The organism is Pseudoalteromonas sp. JSTW (assembly GCF_013423925.1).
Taxonomy (GTDB): Bacteria; Pseudomonadota; Gammaproteobacteria; order Enterobacterales; family Alteromonadaceae; genus Pseudoalteromonas; species Pseudoalteromonas lipolytica.
The window spans coordinates 391,449-410,724 of record NZ_CP058972.1 but is presented as its reverse complement, the minus strand read 5'-3'; the positions used below and the strand labels follow the sequence as shown (position 1 = coordinate 410,724).

Annotated in this window: 17 protein-coding genes and 1 tRNA gene; 7 read left to right on the top strand and 11 right to left on the bottom strand. The window is 39.0% G+C overall.

All coding sequences use genetic code 11. From position 1 onward, the window contains the following. Positions 1 to 13: 13 nt before the first annotated feature. Positions 14 to 280 (top strand): helix-turn-helix domain-containing protein, encoded by a 267-nt coding sequence (locus tag GZH31_RS01920; RefSeq protein WP_138626237.1) that lies wholly within the window; start codon positions 14 to 16, stop codon positions 278 to 280. A 74-nt stretch (positions 281 to 354) separates the two neighbouring features. Here GZH31_RS01920 and GZH31_RS01915 read toward each other — a convergent pair whose 3' ends face one another. Beyond that, positions 355 to 2,316, bottom strand: coding sequence for a retron Ec67 family RNA-directed DNA polymerase/endonuclease (locus GZH31_RS01915; protein WP_180311333.1), 1,962 nt, complete (start codon positions 2,314 to 2,316; stop codon positions 355 to 357). A gap of 617 nt (positions 2,317 to 2,933) precedes the next feature. On the opposite strand from GZH31_RS01915, the gene GZH31_RS01910 reads away from it, so the two are divergent. Together GZH31_RS01910 and GZH31_RS01905 are read left to right on the top strand one after the other, a co-directional pair. Then, on the top strand, positions 2,934 to 3,155 hold the full coding sequence (locus GZH31_RS01910; protein ID WP_109874061.1) for a hypothetical protein: 222 nt from the start codon (positions 2,934 to 2,936) through the stop codon (positions 3,153 to 3,155). Beyond that, positions 3,148 to 4,029 carry a site-specific integrase gene (locus tag GZH31_RS01905; protein WP_138626235.1) on the top strand — a complete coding sequence of 294 codons (882 nt, stop codon included), beginning with the start codon at positions 3,148 to 3,150 and terminating at the stop codon, positions 4,027 to 4,029. Before GZH31_RS01910 ends, GZH31_RS01905 begins: the two co-directional genes overlap by 8 nt. 223 nt (positions 4,030 to 4,252) lie before the next feature. On the opposite strand, the gene GZH31_RS01900 is transcribed toward GZH31_RS01905, so the two are convergent. From GZH31_RS01900 to GZH31_RS01885, 4 genes are all read right to left on the bottom strand, one after another. After that, positions 4,253 to 5,242 (bottom strand): ATP-binding protein, encoded by a 990-nt coding sequence (locus GZH31_RS01900; RefSeq protein WP_138626234.1) that lies wholly within the window; start codon positions 5,240 to 5,242, stop codon positions 4,253 to 4,255. A gap of 106 nt (positions 5,243 to 5,348) precedes the next feature. Beyond that, a complete protein-coding gene (locus GZH31_RS01895; RefSeq protein WP_180311332.1) occupies positions 5,349 to 6,314 on the bottom strand; it encodes a DUF4917 family protein in 966 nt (321 codons plus the stop codon). Positions 6,315 to 6,630: 316 nt separating this feature from the next. Then, the gene (locus GZH31_RS01890; RefSeq protein ID WP_180311331.1) at positions 6,631 to 7,599 is read right to left on the bottom strand and encodes an SAP domain-containing protein; all 969 of its coding nucleotides are present in this window, start codon (positions 7,597 to 7,599) and stop codon (positions 6,631 to 6,633) included. A gap of 262 nt (positions 7,600 to 7,861) precedes the next feature. Further along, positions 7,862 to 7,938 (bottom strand) — tRNA-Ile (locus tag GZH31_RS01885). Positions 7,939 to 8,211: 273 nt separating this feature from the next. Here GZH31_RS01885 and hemN point away from each other — a divergent pair. Beyond that, positions 8,212 to 9,585: an oxygen-independent coproporphyrinogen III oxidase gene (hemN, locus tag GZH31_RS01880; protein WP_180311330.1), complete on the top strand. Its 1,374-nt coding sequence runs from the start codon at positions 8,212 to 8,214 to the stop codon at positions 9,583 to 9,585. Positions 9,586 to 9,647: 62 nt separating this feature from the next. On the opposite strand, the gene GZH31_RS01875 is transcribed toward hemN, so the two are convergent. From GZH31_RS01875 to GZH31_RS01865, 3 genes are all read right to left on the bottom strand, one after another. Continuing rightward, a complete protein-coding gene (locus GZH31_RS01875) occupies positions 9,648 to 10,163 on the bottom strand; it encodes a DUF2489 domain-containing protein (RefSeq protein ID WP_180311329.1) in 516 nt (171 codons plus the stop codon). Next, positions 10,160 to 10,762 carry a Der GTPase-activating protein YihI gene (yihI, locus tag GZH31_RS01870; protein WP_036971473.1) on the bottom strand — a complete coding sequence of 201 codons (603 nt, stop codon included), beginning with the start codon at positions 10,760 to 10,762 and terminating at the stop codon, positions 10,160 to 10,162. Before yihI ends, GZH31_RS01875 begins: the two co-directional genes overlap by 4 nt. A 750-nt stretch (positions 10,763 to 11,512) precedes the next feature. After that, complete coding sequence (locus tag GZH31_RS01865) at positions 11,513 to 12,145, bottom strand: cytochrome c (RefSeq protein ID WP_180311328.1); 633 nt, start codon at positions 12,143 to 12,145, stop codon at positions 11,513 to 11,515. Positions 12,146 to 12,428: 283 nt separating this feature from the next. Here GZH31_RS01865 and yihA point away from each other — a divergent pair, with 283 nt between their 5' ends. Next, positions 12,429 to 13,088, top strand: coding sequence for a ribosome biogenesis GTP-binding protein YihA/YsxC (yihA, locus tag GZH31_RS01860; protein WP_065978240.1), 660 nt, complete (start codon positions 12,429 to 12,431; stop codon positions 13,086 to 13,088). A 4-nt stretch (positions 13,089 to 13,092) separates the two neighbouring features. Here the strand turns inward: yihA and GZH31_RS01855 are convergent, their stop codons facing one another. The 3 genes from GZH31_RS01855 to polA all read right to left on the bottom strand — a co-directional run bounded on the left by GZH31_RS01855 (position 13,093) and on the right by polA (position 17,461). Then, the gene (locus tag GZH31_RS01855) at positions 13,093 to 13,611 is read right to left on the bottom strand and encodes a DUF1285 domain-containing protein (RefSeq protein ID WP_065978241.1); all 519 of its coding nucleotides are present in this window, start codon (positions 13,609 to 13,611) and stop codon (positions 13,093 to 13,095) included. After that, positions 13,611 to 14,198 (bottom strand): YceI family protein, encoded by a 588-nt coding sequence (locus GZH31_RS01850; protein ID WP_036971482.1) that lies wholly within the window; start codon positions 14,196 to 14,198, stop codon positions 13,611 to 13,613. The genes GZH31_RS01855 and GZH31_RS01850 overlap by 1 nt, the downstream gene beginning before the upstream one ends. Positions 14,199 to 14,725: 527 nt before the next feature. Continuing rightward, positions 14,726 to 17,461 (bottom strand): DNA polymerase I, encoded by a 2,736-nt coding sequence (gene polA / locus GZH31_RS01845; RefSeq protein WP_065978243.1) that lies wholly within the window; start codon positions 17,459 to 17,461, stop codon positions 14,726 to 14,728. A 511-nt stretch (positions 17,462 to 17,972) separates the two neighbouring features. Between polA and elbB the strand changes: the two genes are divergently transcribed. Both elbB and GZH31_RS01835 read left to right on the top strand, forming a co-directional pair. Then, a complete protein-coding gene (gene elbB / locus GZH31_RS01840) occupies positions 17,973 to 18,623 on the top strand; it encodes an isoprenoid biosynthesis glyoxalase ElbB (protein WP_036971490.1) in 651 nt (216 codons plus the stop codon). Positions 18,624 to 18,804: 181 nt separating this feature from the next. Beyond that, positions 18,805 to 19,197, top strand: coding sequence for a cytochrome c5 family protein (locus GZH31_RS01835; RefSeq protein ID WP_065978244.1), 393 nt, complete (start codon positions 18,805 to 18,807; stop codon positions 19,195 to 19,197). Positions 19,198 to 19,276: the final 79 nt, after the last annotated feature.

Here is a 19,276-nt window from a genome sequence, read left to right as displayed (position 1 = left end):
AGAATAATAAATAATGAAAACTAATGACGAATCACCATTTCCAAAACGATTAAAAGAAGCAAGAAAAGCCAAAGGGCTATCACAAAAACAGTTAGGGATTTTAGCTGGAATGGATGAGTTTGCGGCATCAGCAAGAATGAACCAATACGAAAAAGGTGTACATTCTCCAGACTTTAAAACAGTGAAAGCACTGTCTGATATTTTAGAAGTGCCAACGGCTTACTTGTACTGTATTGAGGATGACTTAGCGGTGAAAATTTTAATTTGGCTTAGTGAGTAGCACTAATATTTCTTACAGGCTTGTACTTTATCTGGTTTGAACTTTTTATTTTCACTAGCAAAGTTTGACAAATCTTAGTCAAGATTGTTGTTATCATAGCTTTTTATAATATCAGCTATATCTGCTAATATTGGTTGAAATTCATTAAAGTTTATTTTATTTTTATTGGGTTTGATAACATATTCAGAAAGGTAGGCCTTACCATAATGCTTACTTGTATCTAATCCTTTATTATTATTGTAAAAAGATTTACCTTCTAACTTCTCTGCTAATACTGAATCATCAAATAGATCTTCTATATCTTTTACCTTATTTCCATTAAACTTTTGTTTGGGGATAGGGACGATATAAACGTTTTCAAAATAATAGTATTTGTGTCTTTGCGTCTTAACCTTTTTTGCACTTCTAATTTGATCTCGAATTTTGCTAGCCTTATTAATAAAACCACGCCCCGCATCATCGTTATCCACTATAAAAATAACAGGGTGTTGTTTTCCTTCACATTTATAAAAGCTCATAAAACGTTTATAAATACTAATTAAATACTCCAATCCTGGAGTACCTTCCGCAAGCCTTAACATATCAGTATTAGTTGGCGTTCTATTAAAGAAAGAAACTTGCTGAGAGCCTGAGCTATTTTTAGCTAATTGAGGAAATGTATTGGCAAGCCCCTCTATTGCACATTTTAAATAAATATTATCTGTCTTACCCTCACCTATGATCAGCGGTTTTTCCAAAGCATAAAAATACTTATAGAACAGCACTTTGCCATAAAGGTTTTTAATGCCATCTAAAGCAATAACGTGGTTATCATCTTCATAAGACTCTGATCTATCAACTGTTGGAAACGTTATACTTCCATTTGATTTTGTCCTAATACCATTATGAATATCAGGTCTAAAACCTCTACGTACAAATTTATTACGATAAGACTTTATATTGAAAATATAAGCAAGCATTCCAATTAACGGATCTGCTGACTCTATTTGTTTTACTTTCTTTTTAGTTGGTGCCGCTCTGACTACCCGTCGAAAGAAGATTGAGTAAATACGTTGATACAAGCTTTTTTTTGACTCATCCCTAATTTTAGATGTGCTAGGGGCTGGTCGATAATAGAAACCATATTTAAACAGACTATTAGCCATTGCCCTAACATTTCTGTAGTACAAATTACGCACATTTACTTTTTTGTTAACAGTAAGCCCAGTAACTTCCTGAGAAGAAGTTTTGTATTGCATTCGACATTTTTTAGTATTTATCTGAAATCCAGATTTGATTATTGTCGCTTCTACTTCCTTACCTAGTCGCCAATTCTCTCTCCCAAATCCAAAACGAGGCTTTATTGCTATTTCTTTAGGGAACAATTTCTGATTTGTTGAAAATGTTAAATCATCAACATATCTAGTGTAAATACAGCTATACCTCTTGGCTATGCTCAACAACTCAATATCTAAACTTTTACAAATGAGATTTGAAATAACTGGCGAGGCAGGACTACCTTGAGGCAACTCATTTTCAAAACAAGCTATTTGCGCAATCAGAGTTGCAACTTTTGGATGTAACCTAAAGTTTTTATTTTTTATAAAAAAACCTCTTACACGACCAAAATTAAAAGAAGGAAAAAATGACTTAATGTCTATGTTATAAACATAACGTTTATTTGTATGCATAGAAGCATTTGATGCTATAGACAATCCTTTTTCGTAGCCGTGAGAAATTGATTTTTTAGCTCTTTCAGACAGAGGTATTTGCTTATTACCTCCTTTGAAGGATTTTATACTCTGGTTTATAGGCTTTAACTCATCCGAGCATGAGTATAATAGATCGGCTAACTTTCTTTGAAGCGCTTTTAATTTATCACACGGCTTCGATATCGTTCTTTTACCCCCTGACTTTTTTGCAACATTAAAGCAGGTATATTTATCTTGATCGGGTATTTTGAATAAGATAAACGCGAGAGACTTTGGCTTATAACCTAGAATAGGGGCTAAATCATTAATTGATTTACTTTTTCGAAGAGCTTCGAGCTGTGACAACCATTTAATCCTTTAGGCTAGTTATTAAATATAGAGGGCTTACGGGCACTCTTTTGCGAAATGATGATAGGATGAATCGTCAACATACCCGGACGAGCCGATAAGGTAGCAAACACAAAGTAACATATAAATCAAAAACTGCGATGCGCAGTCCAAATCTGCCCGTAAGCGTTTCGAAAATATCAAAAATATTACTATAATTCAATAAAATATAAATGAGGCATCATGAGCAATTGCCTCCTCTTTTCTGGACTTCGCCCATACCCCGCTATGTAGTAGCCTAAAATAGGCTTGAACATAGCGGGGTATGGGCTCTAGAGCATCTTATACGCAGATTTTTATTTGCAGATTGAAATATTAATTAAAGCTGCTAATCTAAATGTTAATCAAGCCCTACGGGCAAGAAAAAAACAGGCGCTTTCCTGCTGCCTTCAACACGTTGTTACATTCTCTGTAACCCCCACTTCAGAAGCTTTCAGCTTCATTATAAAACCAAGTCTTTTGATTTTTAGGCGCGATCAGTCCGAGCCTTACGCATGCGTAAAACAGGGGCGAATAGGCGTTAGCCGCTGAGCTTAATCAGCCAGTTTTTCTTACAATCACACCGGAGAATAACTATGACCTTTAATGCTAAAGCAGAAGCATTACGCCTAAAAAATGAGAAAAAATTGATCAGTAAAAAACGATTTAAGCCATCCAAGCTCGATAAACATAAACAACGACTTCTGGCTCTTTACGAAGAAGATACGAATATAGCCAACCTACAAAGATGGCTCTTGCGTAAAGGAGTGAGAGCACATTGGACAACTGTAAAACGGTGGGTTGATAAAAATGCCTAAGTTCGCAAAACCAGAAACGCAAGCGGAAAAGCTAGCTAAAAACTTATTTAAGCACAAAATTATTAAATCTCTAGGTACTGCTCGAAGTTATAAAGCTGCACTTATAAAAATAGCTCGGTGGTCAAAAGATATTGGAATTAATGGTGTACAGGGTATGAGCCTTCAAGATGCTTATAAATATCTTGATTACCGCAGTGAGTTTGCTGGTCAAAAAACGTTGGATATGGAACGGCAAGCAATTCAAGCTATGTTTAAGCTCAGTGGCAAACTTGGCCCTAAAGAAACGCTGACCGTAATAAAATCCGAAAAAGAGATAATCGAAAAGTCTCGCGCATATACTCCTGCTCAAGCTCACGCAATCAGTGAACATCAAACTAGAAAATATAATTTATCTACACAAATAGCCTACGCAGCAGGGTTAAGAGCTCATGAACTTTTAACAATTGCCAGAGTATCAGAGCGAAAAGCTGATAGCCGTCCAGCGCTAGACAGCAAATGGCTTGGTCGAGAAGGTTGTATTTATACAGTGAAAGGCAAAGGCGGCCTAATCCGAGAGGTATTAATACCTAACGCATTAGCTATACAGCTGGAACAAAGGCGCTTAGCACAGCCTATAACGGTTCGTGATAGGGAAATTAACTATTTGCAACGTTATGATATTGGTGGTGGTCATAAATGGTCATGCTCATTCTCGAAAGCATCTAGCCGCACACTCTTTTTTTCTAATGGCGGTCATGGCCTTAGGCATAGCTATGCGCAAGAGAGAATGGCTGAGCTAAAAAGTTTAGGTTTAAGTAGAGCAACTGCTCTCGAAACTGTATCGCAAGAGCTAGGTCATTTCAGGGCTGAAATTACTGAAATTTATTTAAGGTAACCCTGTTTCCGTTGCTATAAATTATAGTTAAAAGCTATTAAGTTTATCAGGAGCATAAAGCTTTACCGAATATAAAATTACTATAAGCATTAACTGAATAAATCTTAACTCAATCTGTCAGGTTTGATTTTTAGAGTTATATTAAATCTGACGGTAAAGAGCTGTTTGTGCCATGAATAGACATCCGTTCCGCCTTAAAAAGTAGCGCGGAATTGTTTGCTTTCTATAGTGCTAACTTAGACATACCAGAAGCTTTTTTAGTTATACCACTTGCTTTAGCTTCTTCCTCACCAACTAAAATTATATCATCAAGTAAAGAGCTGAATTGGCTTGGAGCTTTATTTAACCTCATTCCAAAGTATGTTCCTTTAAAGCACAAGTCTTCGACGTCTGTATTTCCCTGGTAGCCAATAATACGAGATTGACCACTACCTAGAACAAACCAGCCAAATGAAGATGCTATTTCACTTAATATATACAAACCAAAGCCCGAATTATCGTATGTATTTAAGGAGTCATCTATATTACTAGTACGAGATATACCTGGTTTAATAGCCTGTAATAATGCTTCAGAATCAGTTGTAACATCAAATGAACTTCTAAGTGAATCAGGTATTCCTACTCCCTCATCTATTACAGCAATTTCTACATGCCCGTTATACCAGCGCTGACCACAAACATAACACTCATTTGCACCTGAATGTTCAAATACATTACGAATAACTTCACGAAAAGCATAATTATATAATCTATTTTCCTGTGTATCTTCAACAGTTCCAGAAACAACTCTGGCCAACCCTCTTACAACAGACATAATGCTGCTATACCATTCTTCAATATCTTGAGTCGACTCATCAAATTTTGGTTTGGGTATTTTAGTTATAGGCAAATATGAAGATGAACCCTGTGCCTCACCAACTTTATTTCCGCCTCCCATAGTAATGAAATCAAAAAAGCCTAAGTGCCTTAAATATGAATGAACATTGGAGTTAGCTTCATGACCATATTTACGAGTATTCAATTTATTCTCTCGCCGATATGTAATCCACTCTCTAATTTTTGAACCCGCAACTAACATAGCTGTAGGACAAGAGTATTTTAAAGTTGTGCAATCGATACATATATCATCGACTTTCAAATTTTGATCTAGTTCATCAAAAAATGGTGATAATGTATCCCGATCAAATCTTGTGGGGAAATAGATATACTTCATTATTTTTCCAAGTCCTTTGGTGAAGCTATGCCCTGAAAGACAGCTAAGGCTTGCTTAGCAGTATGCAAAACAGGTTACAGGTTGACGAGTCCGTTGCTGCAACTTGTTATGCTGCCAGATTCAATGATAAAGGGTGTGTCTCAGATTCAAAGAAATGAAGCTCAATACCAGAATCTGCAAAAAAAGCATCTATATTGCTAACAAAAACAATTTTATCTTCTTGTCGCATACCTGAAAAAACACTTATTGCTAGTTTTCTCACTGAACTTGATCTTATGGCTTTCAAAACATGTTCATCATACTCTTTATCTAAACCATGCCCATAAACCAGTAAGCTATCATTCAATTTCATCAACTGATTATAACAAAAGCTTAGGTAGTCATTTTCACGTATTCGCCTTAATTTTATTTCAGACTTGCCTTCAGATATAAATAAAGGAATATTTTTTAGATCATTCTCACCAATAATTTTTTTAATTGACGTCTCGCCCGTCGCTCTGACTTTTGTAATCGTTCCGTCTGGTTCCGTTCTTAAATGGATCGCACCGTGCAAATAATAAATTGCCGTAAGACGCCTCCATATATCTGTATTATTTGGATTGAACGAGCATCCTTCATTCCAGAAGTAATCACAATATCCATTGAAGGAATTACTCATTATTGACCAATAAGGTATTAGGTCATAATTAGTTGTAAATATTTTCCTATAACCAGATAAAACCTTTTCAATTTGTTCTACATTTACATCTTCATAGTCTACATGAGAAACTTTTACTGCCCTTATAAGAGATCTTCGGACATTTAAATACAGGGATTTAATCGCATCAACATTCCAGAAATTCACTAGATAAGCATGATAAATAACTCTTAAAACCTCTTCAAAATTTGTTGTTCCAATTCTTTCTTCATCGAATAAGCCTCGAGCATGAGGGTACATTCCTACATTTTGGACATCAGCAACATTGAGCAATGAGTCATACTTAAAGTTTGGGCTCACTCCTATGCTAAATCCATTACCCAATAACAGGTTTTCCCAATTAAGGTTTTCGATATCACTCCAAATTTTGATCACGACACATCCTTGAAATTACAATAGCCACATAACCGCTTTATCGGAGGATTTTTCCCTATTTTAGCGCGAAAACATCCTTATTTTATGAGCTTTTATTAATAGCAAAAAGCATAAGTCATTGCTAGTTATATTATATTCTTAGGGATGGGGATTACGTCATATAGAAAAGGGGAAAATATTCTCTTAGCTTAGCCTTACTTAACTGACGCAAATCTCCTGGATGATTATATCTCGCTCAACGCAGTCTGTCAGATACAGTCAAACCAATTCACTAGCACTGCCGGATTAAATATGAACTACTCACCTTCGAGGTCTTTCACGTTGTAGTGATTTTGTTTATATCAAGAGCCTCAGATAGTGATATGGTACAACCACCTTTACACCGACAGTCAGCTAACGGAATTTCCGGAACTTCGCTTAGACTATAATCCCCAACCCTATGCTTTTCACATGCAGAGCAAAAGTCCCCTTCGAACCGCATAGTTTTCATGATATACGGCATACCAAGTTCTTGAGACTTTAATTTAGCATCAAAGATACGAAACTTGTTTTGTGCAAAGAATAACATCATGCGACATACGCCATCAGGGTCCAAGTGAGTTCCATTGCTAGCTAATTTCTTTCTTAATTCATCACCCAGCTTTAACCCCCAAAGAAACATACTGATTGCTCCTTGACGCACTATAGGCTTTAAATCAGGATGTATCTCAGAAAGAATGAGTGGCCAATCATCAAGAATATTATTAATTATAAAAACCTCTCTTGAACCACCAAAATTAGACCAGTCAACTCCTAAGCCTGATGGAAATGGTAAACTCAGTTGATGTTTCCTAACTGGCTCAAAAGCATCTTCAAAGTTTCTATTTTGAGCTTGATTTACTGATAGCTCAATTGCAGCAAACATTTCATTTTTAATGATTTGTTCTTTAGCTTCAATTTGTTTCGCTCCCTCACAGGAACAAACCAAAAAATCATGTTCTAATGAATTACCATTAAAATAATTTGGTGCTGCTTCCAAAATCCTACGAACTAAAACAGGTTTTGTACCAGAAGTTGGCAGGTTAAGGTTTTGAGAAATATTTTTTAACTTTGGAGCAGAATAAGTCGCTGTGACAACTTCCTGAGTATTAGCTGACTGTAAAACCCCCTCTTTTTCATATTTAATTAAAGCGAGCTCTGCATCACGACCTAAGTAACTAGTCCAATCTCTCATACTCAACACTTTCGATAAGCTTTTAGGTTTTAAAAAGCTCTTTAGAAAGTAGTATTCGTTAGTATCCATCATTCCCTTCCTATTGCTTAGAACGATAAATATTATAGCATTGACTTGATGGGAAAATGATTTACCTAAATGTTGACCACTATCAAGCAAAACAATGTCCAATCATATAGCAACAAGCTTTCCTGCTTAGAAGTGAAGCTCAGTAAAAGGTAAGGGATTAATCATATCAAGCATATAGAGATGTTTTCCGCTATACTAAAAGTAGCACAGAGGTAGCACAGGGTAATTTCGGTTAGTAGGTGTTTACTTGGGAAGCTTGTAAAAATGGTGGCCCCTCCCAGACTTGAACTGGGGACCTAACGATTATGAGTCGTGTGCTCTAACCAACTGAGCTAAGGGGCCATTGTATTAGCCGAAGCTAATTTTTTGTGATGCGTTTAGGATGTTAAGTCTCTAAAGCGGGTTGCAGTATAAAAACTTTTTTTAACCTTGTCACTAGCAAAACTCTTTATTTTAACAATCAGTAAACTAACTGCTCAAATAGTAAACTTTTCGGTTTTTCAGTTACCTTAAAGCATGCCACTTAGTTTGTAGCCTCCGACATTGTTCTAGATCAAATAGCAAAATGCCTAAACTCGCTAAAATGGCCTCTTAATCAATTGCGGAGTGCTGACTGTGATAAATTTACCTAGCTGGGATCAATCTCTGATCAACAAGTACAATATTTCTGGACCACGATATACCTCTTACCCGACGGCATTGTCTCTTGTTGATGGTTACAACCAACAAAGTATGATTGACGCGATTACGGCATCTAAAAGCCGCTCTTTATCACTGTATATCCATATCCCTTTTTGCAGCCAGCTTTGTTATTACTGTGGCTGTAATAAGGTTATTACACGTCACCAATCAAAAGCGGATATCTATTTAGATAACTTGGCAATTGAAATTGCTGAACAAGCCACCTTATTTGCTGATTACCATGTTGAACAACTTCATTTAGGCGGCGGAACCCCTACCTTTTTATCTGCGCAGCAAATGAGCCGTTTAATGGCTTTAGTTGAACAACATTTTAATTTTGCCGATGACGCTGAGCGCGGTATCGAAATTGATCCACGTTCGCTGGCGGATGGCATGCTTCCGCACTTGCGCCAACTTGGTTTTAATCGCGTATCGTTTGGTATCCAAGATTTTAACGACGAAGTGCAGCTTGCGGTTAATCGCCCGCAGAGTGTGGACTCTGTAAAAGGTTTAATTAGTGAAGCGCGTGAGCTTGGCTTTAAATCAATAAACGCCGACATGATTTATGGCTTACCGCTACAAACGCCTGAGAGCTTTAAAGAAACGATTGATCAACTTATAGCATTGAATCCTGACCGCGTATCGGTATTTAATTACGCACACTTACCAGAACGATTTGCGGCTCAGCGGAAAATTAAGGATGCGGATTTACCTTCTGCGGGCGATAAGCTCACGATGTTTAAAAATACGCTCGAACAAATGTTAGCGGCTGGCTATCAATTTATTGGTATGGACCACTTTGCTCGTAAAGATAATGAACTCGCTATTGCGCAAAATGAGAGCAAATTACATCGCAATTTTCAAGGCTATACCACGCATGGTCAATGTGATTTACTTGGTTTAGGCGTGTCGTCTATTTCGCAGATTGGTAATGCTATTTTACAGAATGAAAAAGAACTGAAGCATTATTACAAAGCAGTTCAAGAAAACGCTGGTAGTGCGTTGTGTAAAGGCATTATGCTCAGCGATGATGACATTTTACGTGCCGCGGTTATTAAACAGTTAATTTGTCAGTTTGAACTTGATATGCCGGCTGTTGAACAGCAATTTAATATCGACTTTAACGAGTATTTTAGTGATGCGTTACATGCTCTTGCCCCCCTACTTGCTGATGGCTTAGTAAAAGTAAGCGACAATAAAATTACGGTTACAGCGAGAGGCAATTTGTTTATTCGTATTATTTGTATGTGCTTTGATGCGCACTTACAACAACAAATCAAACAAACACGTTTTTCGCGGGTTATTTGATATATCAATCATGCTCATACAAAAAAGCAGAGCTTCAAGGCTCTGCTTTTTTATGTTGAAAGCTAGTTAAATACGACGTTTTCACTGCCTGGCGCGGCTTTAAACTCGTCTATTAACTTAACACAGTCAGCTTTAATTTCATCGCTGTGTTGCTCTTCAGCACGCCAACGCGTGGAATCCATCTTGAAGACCTCTTTTTTTGAGTACTTCTTACGTGCATCATGCGTTGGCATGTCTTTTACGACATTATACATTTTATAAATGCCAGGGTAGCGTTCGCGTAAATCAAACTCTTCTGCGAAGCTGTATTGAGAAATAAGAACCCAAATACGTAAGCAACCTTCTGAAAATTCACACTGCTCTTCATTCATTGCACGCGCAATTAAATGAATGCTGTCCGCTAACCTAGCATTTCGAGTCGCTTTTGACGCGGCAAGCTTTTGCTCATGCTCAGCTTGTTTTTTTGCGATAAGCTTATTTTGAGCATTTACCTTGTATAGTAATTGCCCTGCATAAAAAGCCAGTCCTGCGATAATTGCCGCCCCAATAACAATGGCAATAATCAAGGTTGTGCTCATCTATCATCCTCATCTTCGTCATCGTACCATTCATTTGCTAAGTCATCAGATAGGTACTTATCGAAATCAGAGCCGCCTTCAACATCAAAGTCATCTTCAAAGTCGTCTTCGTAGTCATCATCTTCGTCTTCGATTCCTAGCAGCTCACACAATGCTTGGTGACGAGCGATACGGCTATTGAAGTACTTCGCATCTTTGCCAGTCAATAACTCGCCACGCTCATGGCGTTCAACCAACTTTAATAAACGCTCATCATTTTCTAACGCTTCAAGCTCTTGCTCTGGTGTTAGCTCTGGCTCTGACACTTTTTTCAATTCAACCATTGGTTGTAAATTACGTTTCATTTCGACTTTAGGATCAGCCTTGACCGCCACTAATGAAACCGGTTTTTTACTACCAACACGCTTATCTTGCGATTGATTGTTTGTAGCAGCTTTATCACCCTTTTGAGCATCTGGCGCATTACGTGAACCAGGCTTAGCCCCTTTGGTTTTCTTAACTCGCTGCTCTTTTAGTGCGCGCATCTCTCTAAGCTTTTCCTTACTTAGACGTACTGGACCATTTGATGGAATTTTACGCGACTTTTTCTTTCTACTCATATATTGATCATCTCACTTAAGAGGTTGTGCACAACACCTGAATGGCATTGTAATGCTGGCATAACCAGAAGAATTCGGTGTGCGGATGAGGTTGGTCAACTTGACGAACTGCGCACTTTTCATACTTATAGTACAAACGGTGGCTATTGTAACAGGACAAATAAAAAGGCGGTAGAGAAAACATCTCTACCGCCTACTAATCTGAGCGCCAATTAACTGGACACTTCTCCCTTCGACTTTTTAGTCTTTATTATTTTTATTATTATTGTTTTTCCATTTTGTTGTTATTTTTACCTTCCATGTAGCATTCCATTTTGTTTTTATTATTAAACTTCCATGAGCTTTTATTATTCTCGGTCAATCCTGACACTTTTTTGTTATTTCCTTTAGGACACTAATCAGTGTCTTCCCCTAAAGATTTGCCGCAGTCACTTTCCTTATCACATTGTCCATGTTGTTTTGCTGTCTCAGCGACAGTGGTTAATTTACCCATTAATAATTTTGTTACAACTAATTTATATAATTTTTCTTACAACGAAGAGTTTGTAACAATATCATCTTAAATAATAACAAAGACTTACATAAAATGAAGAAATAAAAATAAGACTTAGCTTACAGTTGGATATGGTCAATGTCTCACAAGAAAGTAGGAAATTACGGCATGCTGCAAATGTAAAAAAAGCAGCTTGCGCTGCTTTTTTGTAAACTGTCTAAATTATAATGCTAGTAATTTAAGCTAGCAATCAGACTTTAGTGTAAGCCACCTAAGTATTTTGAAAGTACTTCGATGTCTTTGTCTGTTAGTTTTTTAGCAATGTCTTGCATCATGCCATTTAAGTCGTTATTGCGCGTACCATCACGGAACTTTTCAAGTTGCGACTTAATGTATTCAGGATGCTGAAACGAAACTTTAGGGAATTTAGCAAGCGATGTGCCGTTACCACGCGGACCGTGACACGCTGCACAAGCTGGGATTCCACGCTCGGCATCACCGGCTTTATAAAGCTGTTGACCAACTTCAACAACATCTTTAGGTGTTACACCCTCAGACATGTTTAATGAAGAGAAGTAAGCTGCTAGGTCTTTCATATCTTGATCGCTAAGCGACATAGCCATACCACTCATTACAGGGTCCATACGGCCCTCTTTGCCACCCGATGTCATACCTAGTTTAAACTCTTGTAGTTGTTTATAGATATAATCTGCGTGTTGACCTGCAATCTTAGGGTAGATATTAACCGGCGCATTACCGTCTGGGCCGTGACAGGCCGCACACGTTGCCGATTTTTCTTTACCTGCGTTTACATCGCCATCAAATGCTGTTGCGTTGCTTGCTGACAACGCACCAAGCAATATAGTTAAAGATAGTGCTATTTTTTTCATGGTGAATTCTCTGTTTCCGACCCTGTATCATCTACAATATGGATGTTGTGATTTCTATATTCTACACGATAATAAATTCTCTGGCACGTTTTCTGCCCACATTAAGCTTATAATTTATAGGGATTTGACTTAGATTAAGTTTCTACCTAGCAATTTTCCTTGTTCAAAGCCAAGTTAGCACGCTTAAATACGCTTTTGAATGCTGCTTTAATAGTATAAAATACGTGCCTTGAGTGGTTTTCGACCACTGACTGTTATTATTTATAAAAGATTAGGAGAGCCTGTGCTCAAATCTCGTATCAAATACAATACTGCGTCCTTTGTTACCAGCGCACCTGATATCTCTCGTTTACCTGCTGATACGGGGATTGAAGTCGCGTTCGCCGGTCGTTCAAACGCCGGTAAATCAAGTGCTCTTAACACCTTAACAGACCAAAAGTTAGCACGTACCTCAAAAACACCTGGTCGTACGCAACTTATAAACACCTTTGAGCTCGATGCCGACAAGCGCCTAATCGATTTACCGGGATACGGTTTTGCGAAAGTCCCCATTGAAATGAAAAAGAAATGGCAAAAATCATTAGGTGAATATTTACAAAAACGCCAAAGCCTTAAAGGCATTGTTGTGTTAATGGATATTCGTCACCCACTTAAAGATTTAGACCGCGACTTAATCGACTGGGCGGTCGGGAGTGAAATTCCGGTTCTTGCGTTACTCACTAAAGCCGACAAACTAAAGCAAGGTGCACGCAAAGCGCAAGTTTTACAAGTTCGTCGTGAACTAAGCAGCTTAGAGGGCGATATTACAGTTCATGCCTTTTCATCATTGAAAGGGACAGGCTTACCTGAAGTTGCTAAAAAGCTAGACGAATGGTTCTTAGGGCCTATTGAAATGCAAGAAGCAGAGTCTGAATCAGAATCGGATCAACAACCAGACGCTTAAGTTATTAAGCCAAGTAGTAGTGCTTGGACAATGACTCAATGAAATAGCCATCCTCATCAGAGCTGGCTATTTCAGCCCACTGATAATACACATTCCTCGATACTCTGGCAGCCAGTCCATGCGGCAATTTAAGGTATGGTACCGTCACGTTTTCAAATTCACGCAGTTGCAGTGGCTGACACGCAGTGACTAACCAAGTGCGCTGTAAATTATCAATACAACACAACGCGTTTCCTTGCTCTGTTTCTTCAAAGCGCCAATCTACGATAATAAAAGGCACATCGGCCACGGTGATAGCCATTTTCTCGACAGGCGTTTTTAGATAATAGCTGTCTGCTTCTTTGCAAAGAACAGAGGCAAACAGCTTAACCATCGCTTCTCGTTTTATTTCACTGCCCGCGAAGAACCACACGCCATGCACATCAATGCTAATTGGCAACTGACCACAATGGGTCGGTTGCCACTTATCAAATGGTTTGTCTGGCTGTGCAAGTGCGGTTTCTAGCTCAGCAAGTGACTGCATTACTTTTCTTTATCAAGAGTCAGTGAAAATGTAACCGGAACGGCAGTGGCAATTGACGGTAAACCAGCCAGTTTTTGTAATTCAGCAATACCTTCAGTCACTTTAAAATCAGCAGCATTAATAATCACGGGCGTAAACGATGACACAGTTACATCACCCGTTGGCGACATATTAGCAAGTACATCAAGTGTTAGTTCTTTCTTATTACCATGAAAATCAAGTTCAGCTTTAAGACCTTTTAATACATGCTGCCCAGGCACGAGCTTTGATAAAGCTTGGCTTAAATCAGCTGTTAATACGGCATTAGGAAACTGGGCTGTTTCAAACAGTAGCTTAGTCATGCGCTCGTTACGGATGGGGATCAGCGTTTCAACAGACGTCAGGTCGATCACTAACTTAAATTGACCTTGCTCGTTTAAGGTTCCTGATACGTTTTTAAAATGATGAGCTTCAGCGATTGCGTTTTTCTTTATTGAAACAAAGCTTACATTGCTTTGTTCATTATTAACTTGCCAATTAGCACTCGCCAATGGGGCAACAAATAAACTTGATAATGATAAGGCTGTAATAGCCAAAGATTTAAACATAACGCATTCCTTCGAAAGTAATTAAGAATCACTTTGATGGTATCACCTGCGCTAATTTGTGCAATGAATTGTATGATAAGAACAAGAAAAAACGGCTCACTCAATAAAGAGTGAGCCGGTATAGCAAACTGGGGAGAAGCTATCAATACGTTGCATCTTTTCAGATGCATCATCAACAGGATGTCCTACAGGATGAGGACGGCGCGGACTTTAGCAAATACCCACCTAAAAATAAATTAAATATGCAGCAAAAGACCATTAATTGATAAACATATAACGAAACTCTAAAACCGTCTTTTCTTGTTAACCATAAGTTTACAAAACAAGTGCTCGTTCAACTGGCATAAGAGGTCATTTTTAATGGATCACACGCTCACTTTGTATGATCAAAATAACTGTGTGGTGAAGATTCAAAGTGCTCGTTTTACGTTTTGGCGGGTTAAAACATGGGCGGTATTAATGTGCAGGTTATCCTCATTGCCGAATACCCAGCATTAAGCAAGATATTCGGCATAAAATCAGCAAAACTAGTGAGCTTGCTGCCAGTTATCCCCACTGTCTGCTTCAACAATAAGGGGGACATCAAGGGTCGCAGCTTCTGACATCAGCTTACAGATTTCAGCTTTGAACTCATCAACACACTCTTCTTTAATTTCAAACACTAATTCATCGTGTACTTGCATAAGTAGCTTCACTGCGCCTTCGGCTTGGGCATTTACCCACTGATGCACTTTAAGCATTGCTTTTTTAATAATATCGGCGGCAGTGCCTTGCATTGGCGCGTTAATAGCAGCACGTTCTGCCGCTTTACGTCGTGCGCCATTACGCGCATTGATCTCAGGTAAATGCAAGCGTCGACCAAAAATGGTTTCTACATACCCTTTATCCGCCGCTTTTTGACGCGTCGTTTCCATGTATTCAAGTACACCTGGGAAACGCTCAAAGTACTTATCAATATAGTGCTGTGCTTCGTGGCGAGGCACATCTAATTGACGAGATAAACCAAATGCCGACATACCGTAAATTAAGCCAAAATTGACAGCTTTCGCTTTACGACGCATATCGCTGGTGACGTCCTCAAGACTAACACCAAAGACCTCTGCCGCTGTTGCACTGTGTACGTCTAAGCCATTGGCAAAGGCGGTCAGTAAGCCTTTATCTTGCGATAAATGCGCCATAATACGTAATTCAATTTGGCTGTAATCGGCAGCCACAATTTTATGGCCCGCAGCCGCAATAAATGCTTCACGGATACGACGCCCTTCTTCCGAGCGGATCGGAATATTTTGTAAGTTAGGATCTGTTGAACTTAAACGCCCTGTTGCCGTTACCGCTTGATGATACGAGGTATGTACGCGTTTGGTACGCTCATTCACCATTAATGGCAGCTTATCTGTGTAAGTTGATTTCAACTTTGATAAACCACGATGCTCAATGATTACTTTAGGCAAAGGATAATCATGCGCCAGCTCTTGCAATACTTCTTCAGCTGTAGATGGCGCCCCTTTTGGCGTTTTTTTAATTACTGGCAGTTCAAGCTTCTCAAATAAAATTGCTTGTAGTTGTTTAGGTGAGCCTAAGTTAAACTTTTCACCCGCCATGTCATATGCTTCTTGTTCAAGCTCGAGTAAACGTTCACCCAATCGCTGGCTATGGGCAGCTAACATGGTACTGTCAATCGCGACACCAGTACGCTCAATATCTGAAAGTACAGAGACAAGCGGTAACTCAATCTCTTCAAATACTGATTTAAGTTGGCTATCAGCTTCAATCTTCGGCCACAACACCTCGTGTAAGCGTAATGTAATATCAGCGTCTTCAGCAGCATATGGCGCTGCTTTTTCAAGTTCAATTTGATTAAAAGTCAGCTGCTTTTTGCCTTTTCCAGCAATCTCTTCAAAACTGATATTTTTATGCCCTAGGTATTTAAGTGCTAACGAGTCCATATCATGACGACTGCCCACACTATTAAATACATACGACTCCAACATCGTGTCGTATTTTATACCGTTTAATTCAAACCCAGCATTAGCCAGTACACTTTTATCGTATTTTAGGTTTTGCCCCACTTTCGCTTTGCGCTCGTCGGCTAAAATTGGGCCAATTTTTGCCATTACCGTGTCGAGTGTTAATTGTTCTGGCGCATCGGGATAATCGTGAGCAACCGGAATATACGCCGCTTCGCCGGCCTTAACCGCAAAGCTCATACCAACTAATTGTGCCTGCATGTAATCAAGGCTGGTTGTTTCGGTATCAAAGGCAAATAACTCAGCCTCATTTAACTGCTTAACTAGCGTATCAAGTTGTTGCTCAGTAAGAATGGTTTCGTAATGAGCATCACTCACTTGGGGCAATTCATTTTCTTCGGTTGGTACATCTAAATGTGTATCTGCGTCTTTCGGGTTATCGAGTAATTCAGCTAACCAGCGACGGAACTCGCACTCACCGTATAAAGCAATTAACTCATCTCGATTAGGCTCTTGTAACTTGAAGCTTTCTAGGTCAGATTCAACCTCTACATCACATTTTATCGTTGCCAGTTCGTAACTCAGTGGTAAATGTTCAAGCGCAGCTGCCAGCTTTTCGCCTATTTTGCCTTTGATCTCACCGGCATGATCGATTACACCTTGTAACGAGCCATACTTTTGTAACCATTTCACCGCAGTTTTAGGGCCGCAACCATCAACGCCAGGAATGTTATCAACCTTGTCGCCCATCAGCGCTAAGTAGTCGATGATCAATTCAGGGCCTACACCAAACTTTTCAACCACCGTATCAGGGTCTGAAATACTATCGGTCATGGTGTTAATAAGTGTGACGTGCTCATTCACAAGCTGCGCCATATCTTTATCACCTGTAGAGATCAACACATGGCGTTGTTGCTCAGAAGCAATGCGTGCAAATGTACCAATAACATCGTCAGCCTCGACCCCTTCAATACTAATAAGCGGAAAACCCATCGCCTTAATAATATTGTGAAGTGGTGCTATTTGTGTGCGTAAGTCATCCGGCATAGGTGGACGATTCGCTTTATATTCACTGTACATGTCATTTCTAAAGGTTTTACCTTTGGCATCAAACACCACCACCATATGCGACGGATCATATTGTCTGATTAGACTCTTAAGCATATTAACGACGCCATAAATAGCCCCTGTAGCCTCTCCTTTCGAGTTTGTTAGGTGAGGAGGTGAATGATATGCGCGGAATAAATAGGAAGAACCATCAACAAGAATAAGTGGATTTTCAGGGATCTGAGCCATGGTGAAATTGGATCCTAAATGAATAACAATAAATTGATTGTAAGCATGCCATAAGGCTATGAAGAAAACGACTGTGAATTATTGAGCAGTAACACATTCATAAATAGCAAGCTGTGGATAACTTTGTAGATAAAACCCACGAGCAATTCTCCCAAAATGTAAAAACATTTAGGAATTTTCTGTAAGCACATGTTTTGATTTAAAAAAGATAATACGAGGTTCTTTTTTTATTATTTTTATCCGATGTGGAAAACGGTTTTAGCTACTCATGTCCATTGCTTGCTTAACGATGAATAAATATCCCTTTTCATAACCGGAGGAGTATTCTAGCACAATGGATCAAAGATCATAGCGCTCCTTTATACTTTTTTGTACGTTTGTATTTTATAAAAAGGCATAAACAGCAATTTACCAAGCGTCTCGAGCAGTCGACCCAGAAAACTTTTTTATTTTGTCGACTGACACGCATAATTGATACACTAACCAAAGTTGCATTAAGGAGGAATATCTAATGAAAAAAGTGGCTGTAATTTTAGCGGGTTGCGGTGTTTACGATGGCGCAGAAATCAATGAAGCAGTATTAACTTTGCTACACATAGCCAAAGCAGGTGCACGCTATCAATGTTTTGCTCCTGACATTGAGCAACTGCATACCATTAACCACTTAACCGGTGAAGAGATGACGCCAAATCGTAATGTTTTAGTGGAAGCAGCACGTATTGCGCGTGGCGAAATAAAAGCTATCACAGAACTAAACGTGAATGAATTTGACGCACTCATCATACCCGGCGGCTTTGGTGCGGCAAAAAACTTATCTGACTTTGCTGTAAAAGGCGCAGATGCTCAAGTACAAGATGATGTACTCCATGCGTGTACTGCGTTTGTTAAAGCAAATAAAGCAGCGGGATATATGTGTATTGCACCTGCCATGCTGCCACTTATTTATGGCCAAGGCGTAAAAACAACCATTGGTAACGACCAAGATACCGCAGCGGCTATTCAACAATTAGGCGGCGATCACCAATACTGTGCCGTTGACGACATTGTTGTAGATGAACAACATAAAGTGGTTACAACCCCTGCATATATGCTTGCGCAAAGCATTTTAGAGGCTGATGCTGGGATTGAAAAATTAGTCAGTAAAGTATTAGAACTGGCATAATAACACTGTAGCGATTCAGCACATAAAGCTGATTTTTATTGCGCTGGAGCAAAAAATGGCTTTTTTTATCAAGAAAAAGCCTTTCAGATCATTTTATAAATTGTGGCTTAGCGTTATAATCGTTCTAATTTCCGTCAGATATCGTGATTGATCACGTTCAAATCGAAGTGAGCAAGGCAAAATGAAAAAACTATCAGCTGCATTATTACTGCTAGCAACAACGGCATACGCACAAGCGTATGACAACTCTTTGACTGAAGACGCAATTAAGAAGCGTCTAGCGCCAATTGGTTCTGTATATCTAGAAGGTGATAAAGCTGCTGCGGCTGCTGAACCTACTGGTCCTCGTTCTGGCGAGCAGGTGTATCAAGCATCATGTTTCGCTTGTCACGGTACTGGCGCATTAGGCGCACCTAAATCAGCTGATGATTGGGCTCCTCGTATCGCTAAAGGCAAAGACACTTTACTTAATCACGCCTTAAATGGTTTCAATGCAATGCCTCCTAAAGGTACGTGTATGGACTGTTCTGATGAAGAAATCAGTGCTGCTATCGACTTTATGACAAGCAAATAACAGTTATAAACATAATACGAAGGGCTTAATTTATTAGGCCCTTTTTTTTATGCCTGAAATACGCACAAAAATAATAATT

Excerpts from the sequence above, each read along its gene's own strand:
- GZH31_RS01850 (WP_036971482.1), bottom strand. The coding sequence starts at position 14,198 with ATGTTTAAATCTTTGGCTATTACAGCCTTATCATTATCAAGTTTATTT.
- GZH31_RS01875 (WP_180311329.1), bottom strand. The coding sequence starts at position 10,163 with ATGAGCACAACCTTGATTATTGCCATTGTTATTGGGGCGGCAATTATC.
- GZH31_RS01855 (WP_065978241.1), bottom strand. The coding sequence starts at position 13,611 with ATGCAGTCACTTGCTGAGCTAGAAACCGCACTTGCACAGCCAGACAAA.
- GZH31_RS01920 (WP_138626237.1), top strand. The coding sequence starts at position 14 with ATGAAAACTAATGACGAATCACCATTTCCAAAACGATTAAAAGAAGCA.
- polA (WP_065978243.1), bottom strand. The coding sequence starts at position 17,461 with ATGGCTCAGATCCCTGAAAATCCACTTATTCTTGTTGATGGTTCTTCC.
- GZH31_RS01835 (WP_065978244.1), top strand. The coding sequence starts at position 18,805 with ATGAAAAAACTATCAGCTGCATTATTACTGCTAGCAACAACGGCATAC.
- GZH31_RS01865 (WP_180311328.1), bottom strand. The coding sequence starts at position 12,145 with ATGAAAAAAATAGCACTATCTTTAACTATATTGCTTGGTGCGTTGTCA.
- GZH31_RS01905 (WP_138626235.1), top strand. The coding sequence starts at position 3,148 with ATGCCTAAGTTCGCAAAACCAGAAACGCAAGCGGAAAAGCTAGCTAAA.
- yihI (WP_036971473.1), bottom strand. The coding sequence starts at position 10,762 with ATGAGTAGAAAGAAAAAGTCGCGTAAAATTCCATCAAATGGTCCAGTA.
- GZH31_RS01900 (WP_138626234.1), bottom strand. The coding sequence starts at position 5,242 with ATGAAGTATATCTATTTCCCCACAAGATTTGATCGGGATACATTATCA.
- elbB (WP_036971490.1), top strand. The coding sequence starts at position 17,973 with ATGAAAAAAGTGGCTGTAATTTTAGCGGGTTGCGGTGTTTACGATGGC.
- GZH31_RS01910 (WP_109874061.1), top strand. The coding sequence starts at position 2,934 with ATGACCTTTAATGCTAAAGCAGAAGCATTACGCCTAAAAAATGAGAAA.
- GZH31_RS01890 (WP_180311331.1), bottom strand. The coding sequence starts at position 7,599 with ATGATGGATACTAACGAATACTACTTTCTAAAGAGCTTTTTAAAACCT.